Genomic DNA, 21,568 nt, shown 5'->3' with positions numbered 1-21,568 from the left:
CCAGCGGAGCAAGCTCCGCTCTACAGGCGGGGCCGCGATGAAGGCGATGGGCTTTACCGGTAGAGCCTCATCGCCGCCATGGCGGCTCCCACGAAGCATTTCTGCTTTCGATCAGCCGCGCGACACGAGGCAGCGCCCTACAGCGGCGGCATGCGGTCGATCTCGCCGTCGATCAGTTCGATCGCCATGACGATGGCGTCTTCGCGCCCGTCCCTGGCCGGGTAGTAGCGCGGGCGGCGGCCGATCTCGTTGAAGCCTTCGCTGTGGTACAGCGCGATGGCATGCGGGTTGGACGGGCGCACCTCGAGGAACACCCGCTCGGCGCGGCGCTCGCGCGCGCCCTGCACCAGCGCGCGCAGCAGCTGGCGGCCCAGGCCGCGGCCCTGGCGCTCGGGCGCCACGCAGACATTGAGGATGTGCGCCTCGTCGGCGGCCAGGCTGATCACGCCGTAGCCGATCGTCAGCCCGTGTTCGACCAGCAGCCAGGCCGGATAGCCGGCCAGCAGACAGTCGCGGAAGATGCCGCGCGTCCACGGAAAGGGGTAGGCGCGCTGCTCGATCGCCATCACCGCGTCCAAGTCCGCCTCGCGCATCGGCCGCAGGCTGGCGGCACCGCCGGCGTCGGACTGCACCGCACTCATGGCAGGCGCTTGCGGCGCAGCGCGCGCAGCTGCGGCCATAGCGCGCGCTTGGCCGCCGCGTTGCCGCGCAGGCTCGCGCTGTCGGGCCAGGCGGCCATGATCGCCGCGGCCTCGGGCGTACTGGGGTTCAGGCCGGAGGCGCGCAGCAGCTCGATCCGCAGGCGGTCCGGCAGCAGCGAGCCGCGCGACGGCGCACGGCGTGGCGCGACCGGCGCGCTGTCGGTGGCTGCGGCAGGCGGGGGACGCCGCGGCGGCACGGAGGACGCAGGCGGCGGAGCCGCCTCGCGCGCGGGCGGCGCCGGCGGCCGGCGCACCGGCATGGCCGGCGCGTCCAAGGCCGGCGCTTCCGCCGCGGCCAGCTGGCCCGGCACCCACACGGTGTGGCCGAGCGCGCGCAGCCAGGCGTGCTGCTCGCCGGTCCACAGCGGGCTGCCGGCTTCGCTCACGCCGCCGGCTCCCGGCGCCCCCGGCGCTGCAGGGCCCACATCACCGGGCCGGACAGCGCGTACAGCACGCCGATCACGCACAGCGTGCGCGGCAGGTCGATCACCAGCACCGCGATCACCACCGGCACCAGCACCACCAGCAGGAACGGGATCCGGTCGGCCTTGGCGCCGCCCTTGCCGCTGCCCTTGAAGCTCCAGAAGCGGATGCGGCTGACCATCAGTAGCGCCGCCACGATGGTCACGCCCAGCGCGACATAGCGCAGCTGCTCGCCGGTCCATTCCAGCTTGCCGTCGGCGAAGGCCCAGACGAAGGACATCATCAGCCCGGCCGCCGCCGGGCTGGCCAGGCCGACGAACCAGCGCTTGTCCACCGTGCCGACCTGGGTGTTGAACCGCGCCAGGCGCAGCGCCGCGCAGGCCGCGTAGAGGAAGGCCACCGCCCAGCCGACCCGGCCGATGATCTCCCCGTCCAGCTTCAGCGCCGACAGCGACCAGTGGTACATCACCAGCGCCGGGGCCATGCCGAAGCTGACCAGATCGGCCAGCGAGTCGTACTGCACGCCGAACTCGCTGCTGGTGCCGGTCAGGCGGGCCACGCGGCCGTCGACGCCGTCCATCAGCGCGGCGACGAAGACCGCGATCGCGGCGGACACGAATTCGCCATTGGACGCGGCGATGATCGCGTAGAAGCCGGAAAACAGCCCGGCGGTGGTGAACAGGTTCGGCAGCAGATACATGCCGCGCGCACGGGTGGGCTGGGGAAGCGGGTCCATTCCCACAGTTTAGCGTTGCCGGCGGCCCTCACGCCGTCATGCCGGCGCTTGCCAGTGCGGGCCCGGGGTGCTGCAATCGCCGCCATTCCGCCCGCTGTGCCATCCCGGAGCCTGCCATGCGCCTGTCCACCTGCCTGATCCTGTCGGCCCTGCTGGCGGCGCCGCTGGCCAACGCCCAGAGCATGTACCAGTGGAAGGACGCCCAGGGCGTGACCCACTACTCCGACGTGCCGCCGCCCAAGAGCAATCTGCAGGGCCGGCAGATCAACCCGGCCGACGCGATGGCGCGCGGCGAGGCCACGGCCAGCGCCAAGGAGGCCCCGGCCGAGAACGCGCAGTGCACGACCGCGCGCCTGAACCAGCGCATCCTGTCCAACAACGCCCCGGTGCGCCAGGCCGGCGCCGACGGCAAGCCGGGCGCGCTGCTGACCGACAGCGAGCGCGCCAGCCAGCGCGAGCTGGCCGAAGCGGCGGTCAAGGCCTACTGCACGCCGAGCGCCGCCAAGGCCGAGGGCAGCACCCGCCCGCCGGGCGCCTGAGCGACGATGCGGGTCGTCTGGGCGGTCCTGGCGCTGCTGCTGCTCGGCGGCGGCCTGGCCTGGTGGTTCGGCCACCCGGCGCGTCACGTCACCAAGGCCGCGCAGGCGCAGGGCGAACCGCGGCCTTCGCTGTACCGCTGGCACGACGCCGACGGCGTGCTGCACATCACCGACCGCCCGCCCCCGGCCGGCACCGCCTACGAGCGCATCCCGCTGGAACGCGATAGCGCCCGCTAGGGCCTGTCCTCCATCCCGGGCCGGTCGCGCCCAGCCGACCGGCGCGCGTGGCGCGCAGCTGGCAAAATGGCGGCTTTCCGCCAGCGATACCTCCACAATGCGCCTGTCGCAGTTCCACCTCCGCACCACCAAGGAAACCCCCAACGACGCCGAGCTGGTCAGCCACCAGCTGATGCTGCGCGCCGGCATGATCCGCAAGCTGGCCTCGGGCCTGTACACCTGGTCGCCGCTGGGCCTGCGCGTGCTGCGCAAGGTCGAGGCGATCGTGCGCGAGGAAATGAACCGCGCCGGCGCGATCGAGCTGCTGATGCCGACCATCCAGCCGCGCGAGCTGTGGGAGGAGTCCGGGCGCTGGGCCAAGTTCGGTCCGCAGCTGCTGAAGATCAAGGACCGCAAGGAGCAGGAGTTCTGCTACGCGCCCACCGCCGAGGAAGTGATCACCGACTTCGCGCGCAACGAGCTGTCCAGCTACAAGCAGCTGCCGGTGAACTTCTACCAGATCCAGACCAAGTTCCGCGACGAGATCCGGCCGCGCTTCGGCGTGATGCGCTCGCGCGAGTTCCTGATGAAGGATGCGTACTCGTTCCATCTGCACGCCGATGATCTGGTGCGCGAGTACCGCAACATGCATGCGGCCTATACGCGCATCTTCACCCGGCTGGGGCTGGAGTTCCGCGCGGTGCTGGCCGATTCCGGCGCCATCGGCGGCGATGCCTCGCAGGAATTCCACGTGCTGGCCGGCTCGGGCGAGGACGCGCTGGCCTTCTCCACTGCCTCCGATTACGCGGCCAACGTGGAGGCCGCCGTCGCGGCCGAGCCCGCGCCGCGCCCGGCGCCCGGCGAGGCCCTGCGCCGCGTCGAGACGCCCACGCAGAAGACCTGCGAGGAGGTGGCCGCGCTGCTGGGCATCGCGCTGCAGCGCACGGTCAAGTCGATCGCCACCATGAGCGAGGACGGCTTCGTGCTGGCGCTGGTGCGCGGCGACCACGAGGTCAACGAGATCAAGCTGGGCAAGGTCGCCGGCATGGCCGGCTACCGCATGGCCACCGAGGCCGAGATCCTCGAACACCTCGGCAGCCAGCCCGGCTTCCTTGGCCCGGTCAAGCCGGCCAAGGCCATCCGCGTGATCGCCGACCGCGAGGTCGCCGCGCTGGCCGACTTCGTCGTCGGCGCCAACGAGGCCGGCTTCCACATCGCCGGGGTCAACTGGGGCCGCGACCTGCCCGAGCCCGACGCGGTGGCCGACATCCGCAACGTGGTCGAAGGCGACCTGGCCGCCGACGGCGGCCAGATCAAGCTCGCGCGCGGCATCGAGGTCGGCCACATCTTCCAGCTCGGCAAGCAGTACGCCCAGGCCCTGGGCGCCACCGTGCTGGACGAGACCGGCAAGGCCGCGGTGATGTCGATGGGCTGCTACGGCATCGGCGTCTCGCGCATCGTGGCCGCGGCGATCGAGCAGAACCACGACGCCAACGGCATCATCTGGCCGAACGCGATGGCGCCGTGGCAGGTGGCCGTGTGCATGATCAACCCGAAGGGCGATGCCGCGGTGACCGAGGCGGCGCAATCGCTGCTGGGCGAGCTGCAGGCGGCCGGCCTGGATGCGGTGCTCGACGACCGCGGCCTGCGCCCGGGCGCGATGTTCGCCGACATCGAGCTGATCGGCATCCCGCATCGGGTGGTGGTGTCCGAACGCGGCGTGGCCGCCGGCACCTTCGAATACCGCGCGCGCCGCGCCGAGGCGGCGGAGAACCTGGACAAGGCCGCCCTGTTCGAGCGCCTGCGCGCGGGCTGATCGGCGCGGGAATCTCCCGCCCTGGAATCGACAAAGCCGGCGCATGCCGGCTTTGTCATATTGGCCAATAATAAAAAACATTTGTCATCGATAACCCGATTGGATTAGGATCGGTCCGCTTTCGCCAAGGATGGGCATGGTTATCCCTTCCCTTTCCGGAGTTATTCGATGTCGATTGATCTGTCCGGCCTGTCGGCCAAAGAACTGGCCTCGCTGATTACCCAGGCCCAGAAACGCCAGACCGTGATCTCCAAGCGCACGCCCATCACCAAGGTCCGTGCCCGCATCCTGAAGTTCGCCAAGGCGGAAGGGTACTCGATCGAGGAACTGTTCGGCGGCGGCAGCGCCGCGCCGACCCGCGGCAAGGCCGCCAAGAAATCCCCGACCGCCGGCCGCAAGCTGGGCAAGGTCGCGCCGAAATACCGGAACCCGGCCAACAGCAAGGAAACCTGGACCGGCCGCGGCAAGCAGCCGCGCTGGCTGGCCGCGCTGGTGGCCAGCGGCAAGAAGGTCGAGGATTTCCTGATCAAGTCCGGCAAGAAATAATCCGGCTCTCCTCGCACAAACAAAAACGCCGGCATTGCCGGCGTTTTTGTTTTCATGCGCAATCAAATCGAAGCGCTAGAGCGCCTTGCGCGCCGAGATCAGCAGATTGCCGAACAGCAGGCCGGCCACCAGCGCCATCAGGATCTGCAGCACCACCAGCAGGGTCGAATCCGGACTATTGGCCCCGCTGGCCAGATTCATCAGCACGCGCAGGCTGGCGCTGCCCGGCACCAGCATGATGATGCCGGGCAGCCGGATCAGCGCTCCGGGCCGGTTGTAATAACGCGCGAACGCATTGCCCAGCGCCGTCATCACCAGCGCCGACAGGAACAGGCCGACCTCACTGCCCCAGGCCTTGCCGGCGTAACGCGAAATCAGATATCCGCAGATCGCCGCGCCCATCGCCCAGGGGTAATCGCGGCGATGCGCCTTGAACAGCACTGCGAAGGCGAAGGCGCTGATCACCAGCGCGCCCCATTCCACCCAGTCCGGCTGCGGCCGCAGCGCGCGCACCTCCGGGTAGAGGCCAAGCAGCTGGGCCAGGGTGACGGCGATGATGCTGCCCACGGCCAGCTTGATCACCGTGGTGACCGCGCCGGCGAAGCGCGCCGTGCCCGACACCCAGTGCTGGCTGGTGAGCTCGTTGAAGGCGTTGGTCAGGCTCATGCCGGGCAGCAGCACGACCAGCGCGGTGATGATCACCGAGTTGAGGTTGAGCGGGCCGACCAGGTTGGAGATCAGGATGGCGACCAGGCCGGCCACCAGCGAGGCGATGGCATCGCTGGCCTCGCGCAGCTGCGGGCGACGGTCGGTCAGCTGCGAGAGCACGCCGATCAGCAGGCCGATCAGCGTGGCGGTGGCGATGTCCAGCCACGGCAGCCGCCACAGCCCGGCCACGCCGCCGGCGGCCAGCCCGTAGGCCAGGATCTGCATCAGGCGGAAACCGCGCGTGGGCAGCTGGTCCAGCGCACGCAACGCGGCATGGCCCTCGGCCAGGCTCATCTGCCCGCCGGCCACCGCGTCGGCGATGCGGTCGGCTTCGCTGAGCTTGTAGAGATCGTTCTCGCCCGGGGCCAGGCGGATCACGCGGGTCGTGTCGCTGGCCCCCAGCGCGCGCTTGGGATCGCTGAAGCTCAGGATCATGCCGGTCGGGTTGGACCAGGGCTCGCAGTCCAGCCCCAGCTGCGCCGACAGGGCCAGGATGCTGCCCTCCAGGCGCTGGGCGGTGGTGCCGTAGCGATGCAGGCGCGCGGCGATCTCGCAGACAAAGGCGATGCGCTGGGCGTAGGTGGCGGGCGCGGGGGGACGGGACATCGACACGGCTTCGGAAGCTGACTCCTAGTGTAGGCGGGGGCGCGCGTTCTCCTACACTGATGGGCTGCTCCTTTCGCGACCGCGTGCCCATGCCGCTCCTGCTCCCCATGAACATCGGCCTGGGCGAAGCCATGGCCCTGGGCAGCGCGGCGACCTGGGCGTTCGGCGTGATTCTGGCCCGCCAGCTGGGCCGCACCCTGCCGCCGCCGACGCTGAACCTGTTCAAGAACGGCCTGGGTGCTGCTGGCGCTGACCCCGCTGGCGCTGGCCTCCACCCATGGCCAGCTGCCCAGCCTGAGCGTCGGCGCGCTGCTGCTGACGTTGGTCAGCGGGATCATGGGCATCGCCGTGGCCGATACGCTGTACTTCCGCGCGCTCAACGAGCTCGGCGCCGGGCGCATGGGCGTGGTCGGCAACCTCTACAGCCCGCTGGTGCTGCTGATGGGCTATGCCTTCCTGGGCGAGCGGCTGGGACCGTGGCAGTGGCTGGGCTTCGCGCTGGTGGCCGGCGGGGTGCTGCTGATCGCGCGGCCAGCGGGCACCTGGCAGACCCAGCCGGCGCATGCGCTGCGCGGGGTGCTGATCGGCGCGACCTCGATCGCGCTGATGGCGGTGTCGATCGTGATGCTCAAGCGCGTGCTGGAGGCGCATGCGCTGCTGTGGATCACCCTGCTGCGCCTGCTCGGCGCGGTAGCCGGCCTGCTGGCGCTGGCGGCGTGGCCGCGCACGCGCGCGCATTTCCGCTTCGACCCCGGACCGGTGCCGTGGGGCCGGCTGGTGCTGGCCGCGCTGTGCGGACAGGGCCTGTCGATGGTGCTGTGGCTGGGCGGCTACAAGTACGCGCCGGCGGCGGTGGCGGCGATCCTCAACGAGTCGGCCTCTGTCTTTCTGGTCATCCTGGGCGCGCTGTGGCTGCGTGAACCGGTGGGCCGCCGGGCCCTGGTCGGCGTGACCCTGACCTTCACCGGCATAGCCTGTATGCTCGCCGCCAGACCACCATGACCACGCCCGCCCCGACACAGCCCGAGGTCCGCATAGACCCGGCCGAGCCCACGCGGGCCCGGTTGCTGGGCAACTGGACGCTGGCCTGCGCCCTGGACGCAGGCCGCCAGCTCAGCGCCATCCCCGCCGAGGCGCAGACGCTGGACGCCACCGGGGTATCGCGGCTGGATTCGGCCGGCGTGCTGGCGCTGCTGCGCTACGCCAGCCGCAACAACCTGCCGCTGGAGAACCTGCTGTTCCGCCAGGACCACCAGGCGCTGGTGTCCAGCATCGAGGACGTGGTCGACGACCGGCCCCGGAAGAAGCGCGACTACGGCTTCCTGGCCGCGCTGGCGCGCCTGGGCTACCAGGTCCAGCAGAACGGCCGGGCGATCATGGCCTTGGTCAGCTTCACCGGCGAGAACCTGGTCAAGCTGATGCGCATCGTGCACGAGCCGCACCGCCTGCGCCTGACCTCCACCGTGCACCACATGGAACAGGTCGGCCTGGACGCGGTGCCGCTGGTGGCGCTGCTGTCCTATCTGGTCGGCGCGGTGATCGCCTTCCTCGGCTCGACGATCCTGCGCGACTTCGGCGCGCAGATCTATGTGGTCGAGCTGGTCTCGATCGCCACCCTGCGCGAGCTGGCGCCGCTGATGACCGCGATCGTGGTGGCCGGCCGCACCGCCAGCTCGTTCACCGCGCAGATCGGCGCGATGAAGAGCCGCGAGGAGGTCGATGCGATCCGCACGCTGGGCCTGGACCCGATCGACCTGCTGGTGATCCCGCGCCTGCTCGCGCTGCTGTTCACCCTGCCGCTGCTGACCTTCGTGGCGATGATGGCCGGCCTGGCCGGCGGCGTGACGGTCGGCGCCTTCGACCTGGGCATCCCGCCGCAGATGTATCTGGCGCGCCTGCACGACACGATCGAACTGCGGCACATGCTGGTCGGCCTGGTGAAGGTGCCGGTGTTCGCCATGGTGATCGGCCTGATCGGCTGCCTGGAAGGCCTGCAGGTGCAGGGCACGGCGCAGTCGGTGGGCGAGCGCACCACCTCCAGCGTGGTGCAGACGATCGCGCTGGTGATCGTGATCGACGCCTTCGCCGCGCTGTGGTTCATGCAGGTGGGCTGGTGAACGCGCTCGCCGCCACGCCCGCGCCTGACGATGCACAGCAGGACGGGCAGGACGAGACCGACGCGGTGATCCGCGTGCGCGGGCTGGTCAACCGCTTCGGCGCCCAGACCGTGCACGACGGGCTGGACCTGACCGTGCGACGCGGCGAGATCATCGGCATCGTCGGCGGCTCGGGCACCGGCAAGTCGGTGCTGATGCGCAGCATCCTGGGGCTGCAGATCCCCGATGCCGGCCAGATCGAGGTGCTGGGCGAGGACGCGCGCCACGGCGGCCGCGCCGCGCGCCAGCGCATCGAGCGCAATACGGGGGTGCTGTTCCAGGACGGCGCGCTGTTCTCCTCGCTGACCGTGGGCGAGAACGTGCAGGTGCCGCTGAAGGAACACCACCCCGAGCTGCCCGAGACCTTCCGCTACGAACTGGCCCTGCTGAAGGTGAAGCTGGCCGGCCTGCCGGCCGACACGGTCAACAAGCTGCCCTCGCAGCTGTCCGGCGGCATGCGCAAGCGCGCCGGCATCGCCCGCGCGCTTGCGCTGGACCCGCCGCTGCTGTTCCTGGACGAGCCCACCGCCGGGCTGGACCCGATCGGTGCGGCCGCGTTCGACACGCTGATCAAGACCCTACAGGAAGCGCTGGGCCTGACCGTCTTCATCATCACCCATGACCTAGACACCCTGTACGCTATCTGCGACCGCGTGGCGGTGCTGGCGGACAAGCAGGTGGTGGTCAACGCACCGCTGTCCGAGGTCGAGCAGTTCGATCACCCGTGGGTGCAGGAATACTTCCACGGGCCACGGGCCCGGGCCGCGCGCGATGCGCGTTAACGACTAGCGGAGCACCGGATTTGGAGACCAAGGCCAATTACGTCCTGATCGGCGCCTTCACCATCATCGTCGGCATCGGCCTGCTGCTGTTCGGGCTGTGGGCGGCCAAGTATTCGTCCGAGCGCAGCTTCCAGGCCTACCAGGTGGTGTTCCGCGAGGCCGTCACCGGCCTGAGCGTGGGCAGCCCGGTGCAGTACAACGGCATCGCGGTCGGTTCGATCACCAAGCTCTCGCTGGCGCCCAACGACCCCAGCCAGGTCATCGCCCAGCTGCGCCTGGATTCGAGCACGCCAGTCAAGACCGACACCACCGCCAAGCTGGCCATCACCAGCCTGACCGGCCCATCGATCATCCAGCTCAGCGGCGGCTCGCCGCAATCGCGCGCGCTGACCGAGGTGGACAAGCGCGACGTGCCGGTGATCCGCACCAGCCCCTCGGCGCTGCAGAACATCACCGACACGGCCAACCGCATCGTCGAGAAACTCGATCAGGTGCTCAGCGACAAGAACGTGGCGGCCATCTCCTCCACGCTGCAGAACCTGCAGTCGATCAGCGGCGACATCGCCAACCGCGAGGCCGGCGTGCAGGCGCTGCTGGTGTCCGCGCGCGACGCGGCGCAGAACCTGGACCGCACCCTGACCACCGCCAACGGCACCCTCAGCGACCTGGACCGCCACGTCGTGCAGCAGCTGCCGGCCACGCTGGCCAAGCTGGATGCCGCCCTGGCCAAGCTCGACTCGGCCGCCGGCAACGCCGATGCGATCCTGGGCGAGAACCGCCAGGCCATCAACAGCTTCGCCAACGACGGCCTGGGCCAGCTCGGGCCCACCCTGGGCGAGCTGCGCGGCCTGATCCGCGACCTGCGCCAGGTCAGCGACCGGCTGGAAGGCAACCCCGCGCGCTACCTGCTTGGCCGCGACGCACCCAAGGAGTTCGAACCCAAATGAAGGCGCCGCTGCTGTTTTTGACGCTGGCCTCGACCCTGGCCCTGGCGGGCTGCTCGTCCCTGCTGGGCGGCGGCGCGCGCACGCCGACCACCATCTACGCACCGCCCGTGCAGGTGACGCCCGACCCGGCCTGGCCGCAGGTGGCGGCCTCGATCGTGGTGACCAAGCCGACCGCGCCGCGCCTGCTCGACAGCGCGCGCATCGCGGTGCGCCCGAGCCCTGACGAGCTGCAGGTCTACAAGGGTGCGTCCTGGGCGCAGAGCGCCACCAGCATGCTGGAGGACGCGGTGCTGCGCACGTTCGAGGACAGCGGCAAGACCGGCGGCGTGGGCAGCGCCGAATCCGGCATCCACGGCACCTACAAACTGCTGCTGGACGTGCGCCGCTTCGAATCGGACTACGCCGGCGGCGCCACGCCGGCGGCCACGCTGGTGGTCAATGCCAAGCTGGTGCGCAACCTCGACCAGAGCGTGCTCGCCTCGCGCACCTTCAGCGTTGCCCAGCCGGCCGCCGGCACGGACATCGCCCAGGTGGTGCCGGCCTTCGACCAGGCGCTGGTGCAGCTGACCGGTCAGATCGTCGGCTGGACGCTGACCACCGCCGCCGCGCAGCCGGCCACACCGCCGCGCGCCTCCCCGTAGATCCGCTGAACGCGCCTGCCGCGTCCGGCCTCGCTTTCAGCGCCGCAGCGGCCGGATGTGGCGGAAGGTGAGGTTGAGGCGCGGCCCCACCGGCTTGGCGGTGCGCGGCAGCGCATGCTGCCAGTCGCGCTGGCAGGGCCCACGCATCACCAGCAGGCTGCCCGGCGCGAGCACCAGGGTCTGCTTGACCGCATGGTCGTCGCGCCGACGCAGCACGAAGCGCCGCGCCGCGCCGAGGCTGAGCGAGGCGATCACCGGCTCGGCCCCCAGCTCCGGCTCGTCATCGCTATGCCAGCCCATCGCGTCGCGCCCGTCGCGGTACAGATTGGCCAGCACACTGTTGAACGGCACGCCCAGCTCCTCGCGCAGGCGACCGCGCAGCGCCGCCAGCGCCTGCGTCCACGGATGCGGCGCGAAGGTCTGCCCCGAATACCGATACACCGCCTGCGGATCGCCGATCCAGCAGCTCAGCCGCGGCGAATCCACCCAGCGCCCGAACAGGCGGATGCGGTGGATGGACCAGGGCAGAGTTTCGGTCAGAGCCACCTCAAGCCCGCTGGCGACATCCCGCTCCATCCATCTAAGTTGAAGCGCGAACGGCTCGAGTAGTCTGCTCAAGCTGTCATGCCAACCGAGACGCCGGTCTTTCCCCCAACTTCCTCGCGGCTCACCCCATCAGCCAGCTCCACCAGCTTCAGCCCCTCGGCGGTGACGTCGAACACGCCCAGGTCGGTGATGATGCGGTCGACCACGGCCACGCCGGTCAGGGGCAGGTCGCAGTCGGGCAGCAGCTTGTGGCTGCCGTCCTTGGCCACGTGCTCCATGAGCACCACCACGCGCTTGACGCCGGCGACCAGGTCCATCGCCCCGCCCATGCCCTTGACCATCTTGCCGGGCACCATCCAGTTGGCCAGGTCGCCCCGCTCGCTGACCTGCATCGCGCCCAGGATCGCAAGATCGATATGGCCGCCGCGGATCATCGCGAACGAGTCGTGGCTGCCGAAGAAGCTGGCGCCAGGCCGCGCGGTCACGGTCTGCTTGCCGGCGTTGATCAGATCGGCGTCCACCTCGTCCTCGCTCGGGAACGGGCCGATGCCCAGCAGGCCGTTCTCCGACTGCAGCCACACGTCCACGCCCTCGGGAATGTAGTTGGCCACCAGCGTCGGCAGGCCGATGCCGAGGTTGACGTACATGCCGTCGGCCAGCTCCTGCGCGGCGCGCGCGGCCATCTGTTCGCGGGTCCAGGCCATCACTTGTCTCCTGCGGCACGCACGGTGCGTTGTTCGATGCGCTTCTCCGGATGCGCGTTGAGGACCAGGCGATCGACATAGATGCCCGGCAGATGCACCTGGTCGGGATCGAAGCTGCCGACCTCGACGATCTCCTCGACCTCGGCCACGCACACCTGTCCGGCCATGGCGCAGGCCGGGTTGAAGTTGCGCGCGGTCTTGCGGAACAGCAGGTTGCCGGCGGTGTCCGCCTTCCACGCCTTGATCAGGGCCACATCGGCGCGCAGCGCGGTCTCCAGCACGTAGTGCTTGCCGTCGAACTCGCGCGTCTCCTTGCCCTGCGCGATCACCGTGCCGTAGCCGGTGGCGGTGAAGAAGGCCGGGATGCCCGCGCCGCCGGCGCGCAGGCGCTCGGCCAGCGTGCCCTGCGGGTTGAACTCCAGCTCCAGCTCGCCGGACAGGAACTGCCGTTCGAACTCCTTGTTCTCGCCCACGTAGGACGAAATCATCTTGCGGATCTGGCGCGTTGCCAGCAGCTGGCCCAGGCCGAAGCCGTCGACGCCGGCGTTGTTGGAGATCACGGTGAGGTTGCGCACGCCGGTGTCGCGCAGCGCGGCGATCAGCGCCTCGGGGATACCGCACAGGCCGAAGCCGCCGACCGCCAGGGTCTGGCCGTCCGCCACCACGCCATCGAGCGCCGCCTGCGCGCTCTCATACACCTTGCCGCGCATCGGGCGCGCTGAAGACGTCGGGATCATCGCGATATCCGCCGGGACAGAGGGCTGAAATTCTAGCGCCGGGCCCCCGGCGGTTCCCGTTGCACTTTGGTCCGATTGCACCACGCGCCCTTTCTCCCCGGCCCGTTACACTCCCCGCCCCCCAATCTCCTTAAGGACTCCCGCCCATGGCGCTACCCGCATTCAAGGCCTACGACATCCGCGGCCGCGTGCCCGACGAGCTGGACGAGGACCTGGCCCGCCGCATCGGCGTGGCGCTGGCCGACATGCTGGACGCCGGGCCGGTGGTGCTGGGCCATGACGTGCGCCTGACCAGCGCCGGGCTGCAGGACGCGCTGTCCGCGGGCCTGCGCGCGAAGGGCCGCGAGGTGATCGACATCGGCCTGTGCGGCACCGAGGAGGTCTATTTCCAGACCGACCACCTCAAGGCCGCCGGCGGCGTGATGGTCACGGCCAGCCACAACCCGATGGACTACAACGGCATGAAGCTGGTGCGCGAGCAGGCCCGCCCGATCAGTTCGGACACCGGCCTGTTCGACGTCCGCGACAAGGCCGAGGCCGACACCGCGCCGGCCACCGCGCCGACCGCCAAGGAGGAACACCGCCCGGACAAGTCGGCCTACATCCAGCACCTGCTGAGCTACATCAAGGCCGACGCGCTCAAGCCGCTCAAGGTGGTGGTGAACGCCGGCAACGGCGGCGCCGGCGCCATCGTCGACCTGCTCGCCCCGCACCTGCCGCTCGAGTTCATCCGCATCCATCACGAGCCCGACGGCCACTTCCCCAACGGCATCCCCAACCCGCTGCTGCCGGAGAACCGCGCCGCCACCGCCGATGCGGTCAAGCAGCATGGCGCCGACTTCGGCATCGCCTGGGACGGCGACTTCGACCGCTGCTTCTTCTTCGACGAACACGGCCAGTTCATCGAGGGCTATTACCTGGTCGGCCTGCTGGCCCAGGCAATCCTGAAGAAGCAGCCCGGCGGCAAGATCGTCCACGACCCGCGCCTGACCTGGAACACCGTCGAGATGGTCGAGGCCGCCGGCGGCGTGCCGGTGCTGTGCAAGAGCGGCCACGCCTTCATCAAGGAGAAGATGCGCGCCGAGAACGCCGTGTACGGCGGCGAGATGAGCGCCCACCACTACTTCCGCGAATTCGCCTATGCCGACTCGGGCATGATCCCTTGGCTGCTGATCGCCGAGCTGGTGTCCACCTCGGGCCGCTCGCTGGGCGACTGGGTCGCCGATCGCGTGGCCAAGTTCCCGTGCAGCGGCGAGATCAACTTCAAGGTCAGCGACGCCAAGGCCGCCGTGCAGCGCGTGATGGACCACTACGCCGACCTCAAGCCGCAGCTGGACTACACCGACGGCACCAGCGCCGACTTCGGCGACTGGCGTGCCAACATCCGCAGCTCCAACACCGAGCCGCTGCTGCGCCTGAACGTGGAAACCCGCGGCGACGCGGCGCTGCTGAAGCGGAAGACCGACGAGATTTCGGCGCTGCTGAAGGGGTGAAAACTCGGGAGTGAGAAGTGAGCGGCATGCGCCACTCACTTCTCACTCTGCTGCGCCGATCGCTGCCCTAGTTGTCGCCGAACAGGTCGCGCGTATAGACCTTGTCGGCGACATCGTCCAGCGCAGGCGCCATGCGGTTGCTGATGATCACGTCGGCCTCGCGCTTGAACGCCTCCAGGTCGTTGACCACCCGCGAGCGGAAGAACTCGCGCTCGCTCAGCGTGGGCTCGTACACGATCACCTCCACGCCCTTGGCCTTGAGCCGCTTCATGACGCCCTGGATGCTGGAGGCGCGGAAGTTGTCCGAGCCGGCCTTCATGATCAGGCGGTAGATGCCGACCACGCGCGGCCTGCGCTTGAGCACGTCGGCGGCGATGAAGTCCTTACGCGTGGTGTTGGAATCGACGATGGCGCGGATCAGGTTCTGCGGCACGCTCTGGTAGTTGGCCAGCAGCTGCTTGGTGTCCTTGGGAAGGCAATAGCCGCCGTAGCCGAAGGACGGGTTGTTGTAGTGCGAGCCGATGCGCGGGTCCAGGCAGATGCCTTCGATGATCTGCCGGCTGTCCAGGCCATGGGTCACCGCATAGGTGTCCAGCTCGTTGAAGTAGGACACGCGCATGGCCAGATAAGTATTGGCGAACAGCTTGATCGCCTCGGCCTCGGTCGGCTCGGTGAACAGCACCGGCACGTCCTGCTTCAGCGCACCTCCCTTGAGCAGGCCGGCGAACACCTCCGCGCGCGGCGAACGCTCGCCGACGATGATGCGCGAGGGATACAGGTTGTCGTACAGCGCCTTGCCCTCGCGCAGGAACTCCGGCGAGAACAGGATGTTGTCCGTCCCGAACTGCTGGCGCACCTTCTCGGTATAGCCTACCGGCACGGTCGACTTGATCACCATGGTCGCGGCCGGGTTGATCTTCAGCACCTGGGCGATCACCGCCTCGATCGAGCGGGTGTTGAAGTAATTGGTGTCCGGATCGTAGTCGGTTGGCGTGGCGATGATGACGAACTGCGCGTCGGCATAGGCCTCGACCGGATCCAGCGTCGCCTTGAAGTTCAGGCCGCCCTGCGCCAGCGCGGCCTCCAGTTCGGCATCGACGATGGGCGAGCGGCCCTGATTGATCAGCTCGACCTTGGACGGCACGATGTCCAGCGCCACCACCTCATGGTGCCGCGCCAGCAACACGCCATTGGACAGGCCAACATAGCCGGTACCGGCCACCGCAATCTTCATGAATCGCAACCTCGTGGGGGATGGAAGCGAGCCTACGATACGGCACGACGCCATAACCGCCGATGGCTTGGCCAGACGAGCACGATCTGCGCGCGAAGGCCGCCGCGCAAAGCGCAACAGCCGTCACGAAAGCCTTAGGCCAGTTCGGCCACCACGCTGTCGAGCGCGGTTTCCCAGGCCGGCAGATCAATGCCGAAGTCGCGTTGCAGGCTCGTCGTGTCCAGACAGGAATAGGCCGGACGCCGCGCCGGGGTCGGATATTCGGACGTCGGGATCGCCATCACCTGCGGCGCGCGCGGCAGCAGGCCGGCCGCCACGGCGCGGGCGAAGATGGCCTCGGCGAACCCATGCCAGCTGGTCTGGCCCGCGGCGGTCAGATGCCAGGTGCCGGAGGCTTTCGTTCCCTGTCGCAAGACCTGCGCGGTGACGTCGGCGATCAGCGCCGCCGAGGTGGGCGTGCCGATCTGATCGGCCACCACCCGCAGCTCGTCGCGCTGCGCGCCGACGCGCAGCATGGTCAACAGGAAGTTCTTGCCATGCGAGGCGTAGACCCATGCCGTGCGGAAGATCAGATGCTGGCCGCCGGCCGCGCGGACCGCCTCTTCTCCCGCCAGCTTGCTGGCGCCATACACGCCCAGCGGCGCGGTCGGCGCGTCGACGGCGTAAGGCGCGGTGCCCCGACCATCGAACACATAGTCGGTCGAGTAGTGCACCAGCGGCACGCCATGCGCGGCGCACCAGCGCGCCAGGGCGCCAGGCGACTCCGCATTGGCGCGAAATGCCGCATCGCGATCCTCCTCGGCCTTGTCCACCGCGGTATAGGCTGCGGCATTGACCACGACGGCAGGCGCGAGGCGATCCAGCAACGCCGGCAGGCTCTCGGGCCGATCGAAATCGGCGACTTCGCATACCGCACCGTCTTCCAGCGTGCCGCTGCGCGTGGTGCAGACCACCTCGCCCAGCGGCGCCAGCGCGCGGCGCAGCTCCCGGCCGACCTGACCGTTGGCGCCCAGCAGCAGGAGCGTCACGGCGTGTAGACCGGCAGGCGCGCCTGCGGCACGGCGGCCAGCAGAGGGGCGGCCGCGTCCTTGTCGGACAGGTTCGGCGATCCGATCGGCCAGTCGATGCCGATGGCCGGATCGTCCCAGCGCACGCCCGCGTCGGCGGCCTTGTCGTAGACGTTGGTGCACATGTAGCTGAAGAGGGCGCGCTCGGACAGCACCGCAAAACCGTGCGCGAAGCCCTCCGGGATCCAGAACTGGCGCTTGTTCTGCGCGCTCAACACCACGGCGGCCCAGCGACCGAAGGTGGGCGAACCGAGGCGGACGTCGACGGCCACATCGTAGACCTCGCCTTCCAGCACGCTGACCAGCTTGCCCTGCGGATTGGGCCACTGGTAATGCAGGCCACGCAGCACGCCCTTGGACGAGGACGAGACATTGCTCTGCACAAAGCGGTCGGGCAGGCCGAGCTCGCCGTAGCGCGCGGCGTTCCAGGTCTCCATGAAGAAGCCGCGCTCGTCGCCGAAGACGGCCGGCTCGATGATGGTGCAGCCTGGAAGGGAGGTCTCGATCAGTTTCAAACCACTTCTCCTCGAACGGCCAGCTCATGCAGATAACGGCCGTAGTCGTTCTTCAGCAACGGCGCTGCCAGGCGCTCCAGCTGCGCGGCGTCGATCCAACCGTTCCCGAACGCGATCTCCTCCGGGCAGCAGACCTGCAGGCCCTGACGTTGCTGGATGGTCTCGATGAAGTTGGAAGCCTCGTGCAAGGACTTGTGCGTGCCGGTGTCCAGCCAGGCGTAGCCGCGGCCCAGCGCTTCCAAATGCAGCTGCCCGGCCTCGAGATAGCGGCGGTTGAGATCGGTGATCTCCAGCTCGCCACGGGGCGAGGGCTTCAGCGACGCCGCATGCTCGGGCGCATGGCCGTCGTAAAAGTAGAGCCCCGTCACCGCGTAATGGGAGCGCGGCTTGGCCGGCTTCTCCTCGATGTCGATCACCTTGCCGCTGGCGTCGAACTCGGCCACGCCGTAGCGCTCCGGGTCGTTGACCCAATAGCCGAACACCGTCGCACCCTCACGGCGCGCATCCGCGCGCTGGAGCGTCTCGGTCAGGCCGTGGCCGTGGAAGATGTTGTCGCCCAGCACCAGGCAGCTCGGCTTGCCATCCACGAAGTCACGGCCGATCGTGTAGGCCTGGGCCAGGCCATCGGGACTGGGCTGAACGGCGTACTGGATCTCCATGCCCCACTGCGACCCATCGCCCAGCAGCTGCTTGAACAGCGCCTGCTCGTGCGGGGTGTTGATGATCAGCACTTCCCGGATGCCCGCCAGCATGAGCACGCTCAGCGGGTAATAGATCATCGGCTTGTCGTACACCGGCAGCAGCTGCTTGCTGACGCCCTTGGTGATCGGATACAGCCGCGTGCCCGAGCCGCCCGCGAGGATGATGCCGCGACGCGCATTCTTCCCAGGGGTGTGCGCATCCATGTGCGGACTTCTCAATGAAGCGGTCACTGCACGCCTCCGATGCGCTCCAGCCGGTAGCTGCCGTCGAGTACGCCATTGACCCAGTCCTGATTGGCCAGGTACCAGTCCACCGTCTGGGTGATGCCCTGCTCGAATGTGTGGCGCGGCTCCCAGCCCAGCTCGTTCTTCAGCTTGGAGGCGTCGATCGCATAGCGGCGATCATGGCCCGGCCGGTCGGTGACGTGGGTGATCTGGCTGCTGCGCGGCTGGCCGTCCTCGCGCGGTCGGCGCTGATCCAGCAGCGCGCAGATCGCCTGGACGACCTCGATGTTCTGCTTTTCCGAGTTGCCGCCGACGTTATAGGTCTCGCCCACGCGCCCCTTGGCCAGGACCGCCCGGATCGCCTCGCAGTGATCGGACACGAACAGCCAGTCACGCACCTGCTTGCCATCGCCGTACACTGGCAGCGGCTCGCCGGCCAGCGCCTTGGCGATCACCAGGGGAATGAGCTTCTCGGGGAAGTGATAAGGCGCCGTAGTTGTTGGAGCAGTTGGTGGTCAGCACCGGCAGCCCGTAGGTGTGGTGAAACGCACGCACCAGGTGATCGGAGGCCGCCTTGGACGCCGAATAGGGTGAGTTGGGCGCGTACGGCGTCTCTTCGGTGAACTTGCCGGTCTCGCCCAGCGTGCCGTAGACCTCGTCGGTTGACACATGCAGGAAGCGGAATGCCTCGGCGCGCTCGGCCGGCAGGCCCTTCCAGTAGTCGCGCACGGCTTCCAGCAGGCCGAGCGTGCCCACCACATTGGTCTGGATGAACGCACCGGGCCCATCGATGGAGCGGTCGACATGGCTCTCGGCCGCGAAGTTCAACACGGCATCGGGCTGATGCTCCACCAGCAGCGCAGACACCAGCGCGCCATCGCCGATGTCACCGCGGACGAATACGTGGCCCGGGTTGCCCTCCAGCGAGGCCAGGGTCCGGAGATTGCCGGCATAGGTCAGCGCGTCGAGGTTGACGACCTTGACCCCCCTGGCGACCGCCTCGAGGACGAAGTTCCCGCCGATGAAACCCGCTCCTCCGGTGACCAACCACGTCTGTCCCACGCATATCTCCTGATCAGGCAATGAGTACCGCATTGGCGGTAGCGCGCAAGGATAAGCTGTGAAGCTCACTTTTCGTGAACAGGGCCGTCATCGAGACCAGACCTCGGCGCCTCACGACCATACCCCGTCGCACGGTCACGCCCGCCCGGCTAGAATCGCGGGCCAAGCCCCGCGCCAGCCGCCGCGGCCGGGCCATCCGCATCCCGTGTCAGAGGACTCGCTTTCACGATGAAGATTCTCGTCGCCTACAAGCGCGTGGTGGACTACAACGTGCGCATCCAGGTCAAGCCGGACAACTCCGGCGTGGTGACCGAGGGTGTCAAGCTCTCCCCCAACCCCTTCGATGAGATCGCCCTGGAGGAGGCCCTGCGCCTGCGCGACAAGGGCGTGGCCACCGAAGTGGTCGTGGCGACCATCGCCCCGGCCGACGCCGCCGCGCACCTGCGCAACGGCCTGGCCATGGGCGCCAACCGCGCCGTGCACGTGGTCGCCGACGGCCCGGTCTCGCCGCTGACCGCCGCGCGCACCCTGCTCAAGCTGATCGAGAAGGAGCAGCCGGACGTGGTGATCCTGGGCAAGCAGGCCATCGACGACGACGCCAGCCAGACCGGCCAGATGCTGGCCACGCTGTGGGGCCGCCCGCAGGCCACCTTCGCCTCCAAGGTCGAGATCGCCGACGGCAAGGCCACGGTGACGCGCGAGGTCGACGCCGGCCTGGAAACGCTGGAAGTCGACCTGCCGGCGGTGATCACCACCGACCTGCGTCTCAACGAGCCGCGCTTCATCAAGCTGCCGGACATCATGAAGGCCAAGTCCAAGCCGCTGGAGACCATCCCCTTCGCCGACCTCGGCGTGGAAGCCGGCGCGGAACTGAAGGTGACCCACTACGCCGCCCCGCCCAAGCGCAGCCGCGGCGTGATGGTCAAGGACGCCGCCGAGCTGGTCGCCGCGCTGAAGCAGAAGGGGCTCTTGTGATCTTCCCTGATCAACAGCCCGGCCATCCATGGCCGGACTTCTCAATGCGCGCAGCCCGCACTGTTTAAATCTGAGGAACCCGCACATGTCCAAAGTCCTCGTCATCGCCGAACACCTGGACGGCGTGCTCAACGCCTCCACCGCCAAGACCGTCAGCGCCGCCGCCGCACTCAAGCCCGAGGCGCTCGACGTGGCCGTGCTGGCCGCCGATCCGACCGCCGTCGCTGAGGCCGCCGCCAGGATCGCCGGCGTCACCAAGGTGCTGACCGTCGCCAATCCGGCCAACGAACACGCCATCGGCCAGGTGCTCGCCCCGCAGATCGCCGCGCTCGCCGCCGGCTACACGCATGTGTTCGGCCCCTCGACCACCTTCGGCAAGGACCTGATGCCGTGCGTGGCCGCGCTGCTGGGCGCGGCCCAGGTCTCGGACCTGATCACCGTCGAAGGCGAACACCGCTTCACCCGTCCGATCTACGCCGGCAACGCAATCATCACCGTCGAGGCCGATCCCGGGCAGACCGTCGTGGCCACCGTGCGCACCGCCTCCTGGCCGGAAGCCGCACAGGGCGGCAACGCCACCATCGAAGCCGCCAGCGTCGAGACGAGCCTGCCGACCCATACCCGCTTCGTCGGCCTGGCGGCCGGCAAGTCCGACCGCCCCGACCTGCAGTCGGCCCGCCGGGTAGTCTCCGGCGGTCGTGGCGTGGGTTCGAAGGAGAACTTCGAGATCATCTACAAGCTGGCCGACAAGCTCGGCGCTGCCGTCGGCGCCTCGCGCGCCGCGGTCGACGCCGGCTACGTCCCCAACGAACTCCAGGTCGGCCAGACCGGCAAGATCATCGCCCCCGAGCTATACGTGGCGGTTGGCATCTCCGGCGCCATCCAGCACCTGACCGGCATCAAGGACGCCGGCACCATCGTGGCGATCAACAAGGACGCCGACGCCCCGATCTTCGAGATCGCGGATATCGGATTGGTGGGGGACTTGTTCGCACTGCTGCCGGATCTGGAGACAGCGCTTTGACTTGCCCAATCTCGCCATCTTTCGCCTTGGCCATGACACTAGGCGTGGTCGGTGGCTACCGCAGATGCGCTACTTCGGAAAAGTAGAATCCGCGCTCCCACGCATGCTTGGCGCGCTCGTCTTATAGCGCATCTACGATTTTCGGGCCATTGCGCCCTACCCCTGTCCGCCTTAGGCACCTTCCCTATTTGCCGTCCGCCTTACTTAGTCCTGCTTGGTTCACGACTACGCTTTGAGCCCCCCAACCGATTAAGCAGCGCAGCAGGTCGCACGGCTGATGGTTCGCAGCGCAGCCATGCGCCACAACTGCGATACTCCGCTCGGCTTCTATCCGCGCGCCAACCGGCAGGGTCTCTCGTCATTACAAGGGGGGGGGGGGGGAGCGCTCGCCTGACCGATTGGCCGCCGCGCTTCACGTTCCAATCTTGCCCCCTTAAAACCTGAGCACCTGGCGGCGGCAGCCGGCAT

Annotated in this window: 22 protein-coding genes and 2 pseudogenes; 12 read left to right on the top strand and 12 right to left on the bottom strand. The window is 68.8% G+C overall.

All coding sequences use genetic code 11. The features are described from left to right. Window positions 1-137: 137 nt before the first annotated feature. The 3 genes from rimI to pssA are packed head-to-tail and all read right to left on the bottom strand — an operon-like array spanning window position 138 to window position 1,860. Window positions 138-641, bottom strand: coding sequence for a ribosomal protein S18-alanine N-acetyltransferase (gene rimI / locus QE438_RS17995; protein WP_306993647.1), 504 nt, complete (start codon window positions 639-641; stop codon window positions 138-140). Continuing rightward, the gene (locus tag QE438_RS17990; RefSeq protein ID WP_306993650.1) at window positions 638-1,087 is read right to left on the bottom strand and encodes an alanine acetyltransferase; all 450 of its coding nucleotides are present in this window, start codon (window positions 1,085-1,087) and stop codon (window positions 638-640) included. Before QE438_RS17990 ends, rimI begins: the two co-directional genes overlap by 4 nt. Next, window positions 1,084-1,860, bottom strand: coding sequence for a CDP-diacylglycerol--serine O-phosphatidyltransferase (gene pssA, locus QE438_RS17985; protein WP_286576565.1), 777 nt, complete (start codon window positions 1,858-1,860; stop codon window positions 1,084-1,086). The genes QE438_RS17990 and pssA overlap by 4 nt, the downstream gene beginning before the upstream one ends. Window positions 1,861-1,976: 116 nt before the next feature. Here pssA and QE438_RS17980 point away from each other — a divergent pair, with 116 nt between their 5' ends. From QE438_RS17980 to QE438_RS17965, 4 genes and pseudogenes are all read left to right on the top strand, one after another. Next, window positions 1,977-2,399, top strand: a complete 423-nt coding sequence (locus tag QE438_RS17980) for a DUF4124 domain-containing protein (protein WP_130530627.1) — start codon at window positions 1,977-1,979, stop codon at window positions 2,397-2,399. Window positions 2,400-2,405: 6 nt separating this feature from the next. After that, window positions 2,406-2,636: a DUF4124 domain-containing protein gene (locus QE438_RS17975; protein ID WP_306993653.1), complete on the top strand. Its 231-nt coding sequence runs from the start codon at window positions 2,406-2,408 to the stop codon at window positions 2,634-2,636. 97 nt (window positions 2,637-2,733) lie between these two features. Further along, entirely contained in the window at window positions 2,734-4,431 is a 1,698-nt protein-coding gene (locus QE438_RS17970; RefSeq protein WP_306993654.1) for a proline--tRNA ligase, read from the top strand. 168 nt (window positions 4,432-4,599) lie between these two features. Then, window positions 4,600-4,959 (top strand): annotated as a pseudogene (locus QE438_RS17965) (H-NS histone family protein); the annotation flags it as partial. Window positions 4,960-5,052: 93 nt separating this feature from the next. Here QE438_RS17965 and QE438_RS17960 read toward each other — a convergent pair. Then, window positions 5,053-6,291 (bottom strand): threonine/serine exporter family protein, encoded by a 1,239-nt coding sequence (locus QE438_RS17960; RefSeq protein ID WP_130515310.1) that lies wholly within the window; start codon window positions 6,289-6,291, stop codon window positions 5,053-5,055. A gap of 237 nt (window positions 6,292-6,528) precedes the next feature. On the opposite strand from QE438_RS17960, the gene QE438_RS17955 reads away from it, so the two are divergent. From QE438_RS17955 to QE438_RS17935, 5 genes are all read left to right on the top strand, one after another. Continuing rightward, window positions 6,529-7,293: a DMT family transporter gene (locus QE438_RS17955; protein WP_309735852.1), complete on the top strand. Its 765-nt coding sequence runs from the start codon at window positions 6,529-6,531 to the stop codon at window positions 7,291-7,293. Continuing rightward, on the top strand, window positions 7,290-8,408 hold the full coding sequence (locus QE438_RS17950) for an ABC transporter permease (protein ID WP_306993658.1): 1,119 nt from the start codon (window positions 7,290-7,292) through the stop codon (window positions 8,406-8,408). The genes QE438_RS17955 and QE438_RS17950 overlap by 4 nt, the downstream gene beginning before the upstream one ends. 65 nt (window positions 8,409-8,473) lie before the next feature. After that, the gene (locus QE438_RS17945) at window positions 8,474-9,229 is read left to right on the top strand and encodes an ABC transporter ATP-binding protein (protein WP_306996220.1); all 756 of its coding nucleotides are present in this window, start codon (window positions 8,474-8,476) and stop codon (window positions 9,227-9,229) included. A gap of 20 nt (window positions 9,230-9,249) precedes the next feature. Then, window positions 9,250-10,176 (top strand): MlaD family protein, encoded by a 927-nt coding sequence (locus tag QE438_RS17940; protein WP_130515304.1) that lies wholly within the window; start codon window positions 9,250-9,252, stop codon window positions 10,174-10,176. After that, entirely contained in the window at window positions 10,173-10,817 is a 645-nt protein-coding gene (locus QE438_RS17935) for an ABC-type transport auxiliary lipoprotein family protein (RefSeq protein WP_306993660.1), read from the top strand. The genes QE438_RS17940 and QE438_RS17935 overlap by 4 nt, the downstream gene beginning before the upstream one ends. Window positions 10,818-10,853: 36 nt before the next feature. Here QE438_RS17935 and QE438_RS17930 read toward each other — a convergent pair whose 3' ends face one another. Genes QE438_RS17930 through QE438_RS17920 form a run of 3 tightly spaced genes read right to left on the bottom strand, consistent with a single transcriptional unit; the run spans window position 10,854 to window position 12,777 of the window. Next, the gene (locus QE438_RS17930; RefSeq protein ID WP_306993662.1) at window positions 10,854-11,393 is read right to left on the bottom strand and encodes an alpha-ketoglutarate-dependent dioxygenase AlkB; all 540 of its coding nucleotides are present in this window, start codon (window positions 11,391-11,393) and stop codon (window positions 10,854-10,856) included. A gap of 38 nt (window positions 11,394-11,431) precedes the next feature. Then, window positions 11,432-12,067 (bottom strand): CoA transferase subunit B, encoded by a 636-nt coding sequence (locus QE438_RS17925; RefSeq protein ID WP_306993664.1) that lies wholly within the window; start codon window positions 12,065-12,067, stop codon window positions 11,432-11,434. After that, window positions 12,067-12,777 carry a CoA transferase subunit A gene (locus QE438_RS17920; protein ID WP_130530611.1) on the bottom strand — a complete coding sequence of 237 codons (711 nt, stop codon included), beginning with the start codon at window positions 12,775-12,777 and terminating at the stop codon, window positions 12,067-12,069. Before QE438_RS17920 ends, QE438_RS17925 begins: the two co-directional genes overlap by 1 nt. Window positions 12,778-12,950: 173 nt before the next feature. Between QE438_RS17920 and QE438_RS17915 the strand changes: the two genes are divergently transcribed. After that, complete coding sequence (locus tag QE438_RS17915; protein ID WP_306993667.1) at window positions 12,951-14,297, top strand: phosphomannomutase; 1,347 nt, start codon at window positions 12,951-12,953, stop codon at window positions 14,295-14,297. A 67-nt stretch (window positions 14,298-14,364) separates the two neighbouring features. Here the strand turns inward: QE438_RS17915 and QE438_RS17910 are convergent, their stop codons facing one another. The 5 genes and pseudogenes from QE438_RS17910 to rfbB all read right to left on the bottom strand — a co-directional run bounded on the left by QE438_RS17910 (window position 14,365) and on the right by rfbB (window position 19,134). Beyond that, window positions 14,365-15,531 carry a nucleotide sugar dehydrogenase gene (locus QE438_RS17910; RefSeq protein ID WP_306993669.1) on the bottom strand — a complete coding sequence of 389 codons (1,167 nt, stop codon included), beginning with the start codon at window positions 15,529-15,531 and terminating at the stop codon, window positions 14,365-14,367. Between the two features lie 134 nt (window positions 15,532-15,665). Continuing rightward, the gene (rfbD, locus tag QE438_RS17905) at window positions 15,666-16,559 is read right to left on the bottom strand and encodes a dTDP-4-dehydrorhamnose reductase (RefSeq protein ID WP_306993672.1); all 894 of its coding nucleotides are present in this window, start codon (window positions 16,557-16,559) and stop codon (window positions 15,666-15,668) included. Further along, window positions 16,556-17,113, bottom strand: a complete 558-nt coding sequence (gene rfbC, locus QE438_RS17900; protein WP_306993674.1) for a dTDP-4-dehydrorhamnose 3,5-epimerase — start codon at window positions 17,111-17,113, stop codon at window positions 16,556-16,558. Before rfbC ends, rfbD begins: the two co-directional genes overlap by 4 nt. Beyond that, complete coding sequence (gene rfbA, locus QE438_RS17895) at window positions 17,110-18,018, bottom strand: glucose-1-phosphate thymidylyltransferase RfbA (protein WP_306993676.1); 909 nt, start codon at window positions 18,016-18,018, stop codon at window positions 17,110-17,112. The genes rfbC and rfbA overlap by 4 nt, the downstream gene beginning before the upstream one ends. Window positions 18,019-18,041: 23 nt before the next feature. Continuing rightward, window positions 18,042-19,134: pseudogene (gene rfbB / locus QE438_RS17890) on the bottom strand (dTDP-glucose 4,6-dehydratase). Between the two features lie 195 nt (window positions 19,135-19,329). Here rfbB and QE438_RS17885 point away from each other — a divergent pair. Further along, window positions 19,330-20,076 (top strand): electron transfer flavoprotein subunit beta/FixA family protein, encoded by a 747-nt coding sequence (locus QE438_RS17885; RefSeq protein ID WP_306993680.1) that lies wholly within the window; start codon window positions 19,330-19,332, stop codon window positions 20,074-20,076. A gap of 85 nt (window positions 20,077-20,161) precedes the next feature. Continuing rightward, complete coding sequence (locus QE438_RS17880; protein ID WP_306993683.1) at window positions 20,162-21,100, top strand: electron transfer flavoprotein subunit alpha/FixB family protein; 939 nt, start codon at window positions 20,162-20,164, stop codon at window positions 21,098-21,100. Window positions 21,101-21,568: the final 468 nt, after the last annotated feature.

The organism is Pseudoxanthomonas sp. SORGH_AS_0997, from assembly GCF_031453535.1.
GTDB classification, from domain to species: Bacteria; Pseudomonadota; Gammaproteobacteria; order Xanthomonadales; family Xanthomonadaceae; genus Pseudoxanthomonas_A; species Pseudoxanthomonas_A winnipegensis.
Note: the sequence above shows the minus strand (reverse complement) of the source record. Positions and strands in the feature narration are given on the sequence as shown.

What these genes read in the sequence shown, in the direction of transcription:
- QE438_RS17980 (WP_130530627.1), top strand. Translation starts at nt 1,977, where the DNA reads ATGCGCCTGTCCACCTGCCTGATCCTGTCGGCCCTGCTGGCGGCGCCG.
- QE438_RS17920 (WP_130530611.1), bottom strand. Translation starts at nt 12,777, where the DNA reads ATGCGCGGCAAGGTGTATGAGAGCGCGCAGGCGGCGCTCGATGGCGTG.
- QE438_RS17970 (WP_306993654.1), top strand. Translation starts at nt 2,734, where the DNA reads ATGCGCCTGTCGCAGTTCCACCTCCGCACCACCAAGGAAACCCCCAAC.
- rfbA (WP_306993676.1), bottom strand. Translation starts at nt 18,018, where the DNA reads ATGGATGCGCACACCCCTGGGAAGAATGCGCGTCGCGGCATCATCCTC.
- QE438_RS17935 (WP_306993660.1), top strand. Translation starts at nt 10,173, where the DNA reads ATGAAGGCGCCGCTGCTGTTTTTGACGCTGGCCTCGACCCTGGCCCTG.
- QE438_RS17960 (WP_130515310.1), bottom strand. Translation starts at nt 6,291, where the DNA reads ATGTCCCGTCCCCCCGCGCCCGCCACCTACGCCCAGCGCATCGCCTTT.
- pssA (WP_286576565.1), bottom strand. Translation starts at nt 1,860, where the DNA reads ATGGACCCGCTTCCCCAGCCCACCCGTGCGCGCGGCATGTATCTGCTG.
- QE438_RS17925 (WP_306993664.1), bottom strand. Translation starts at nt 12,067, where the DNA reads ATGGCCTGGACCCGCGAACAGATGGCCGCGCGCGCCGCGCAGGAGCTG.
- QE438_RS17915 (WP_306993667.1), top strand. Translation starts at nt 12,951, where the DNA reads ATGGCGCTACCCGCATTCAAGGCCTACGACATCCGCGGCCGCGTGCCC.
- QE438_RS17950 (WP_306993658.1), top strand. Translation starts at nt 7,290, where the DNA reads ATGACCACGCCCGCCCCGACACAGCCCGAGGTCCGCATAGACCCGGCC.
- QE438_RS17885 (WP_306993680.1), top strand. Translation starts at nt 19,330, where the DNA reads ATGAAGATTCTCGTCGCCTACAAGCGCGTGGTGGACTACAACGTGCGC.
- QE438_RS17975 (WP_306993653.1), top strand. Translation starts at nt 2,406, where the DNA reads ATGCGGGTCGTCTGGGCGGTCCTGGCGCTGCTGCTGCTCGGCGGCGGC.
- QE438_RS17930 (WP_306993662.1), bottom strand. Translation starts at nt 11,393, where the DNA reads ATGGAGCGGGATGTCGCCAGCGGGCTTGAGGTGGCTCTGACCGAAACT.
- QE438_RS17910 (WP_306993669.1), bottom strand. Translation starts at nt 15,531, where the DNA reads ATGAAGATTGCGGTGGCCGGTACCGGCTATGTTGGCCTGTCCAATGGC.
- rimI (WP_306993647.1), bottom strand. Translation starts at nt 641, where the DNA reads ATGAGTGCGGTGCAGTCCGACGCCGGCGGTGCCGCCAGCCTGCGGCCG.
- QE438_RS17880 (WP_306993683.1), top strand. Translation starts at nt 20,162, where the DNA reads ATGTCCAAAGTCCTCGTCATCGCCGAACACCTGGACGGCGTGCTCAAC.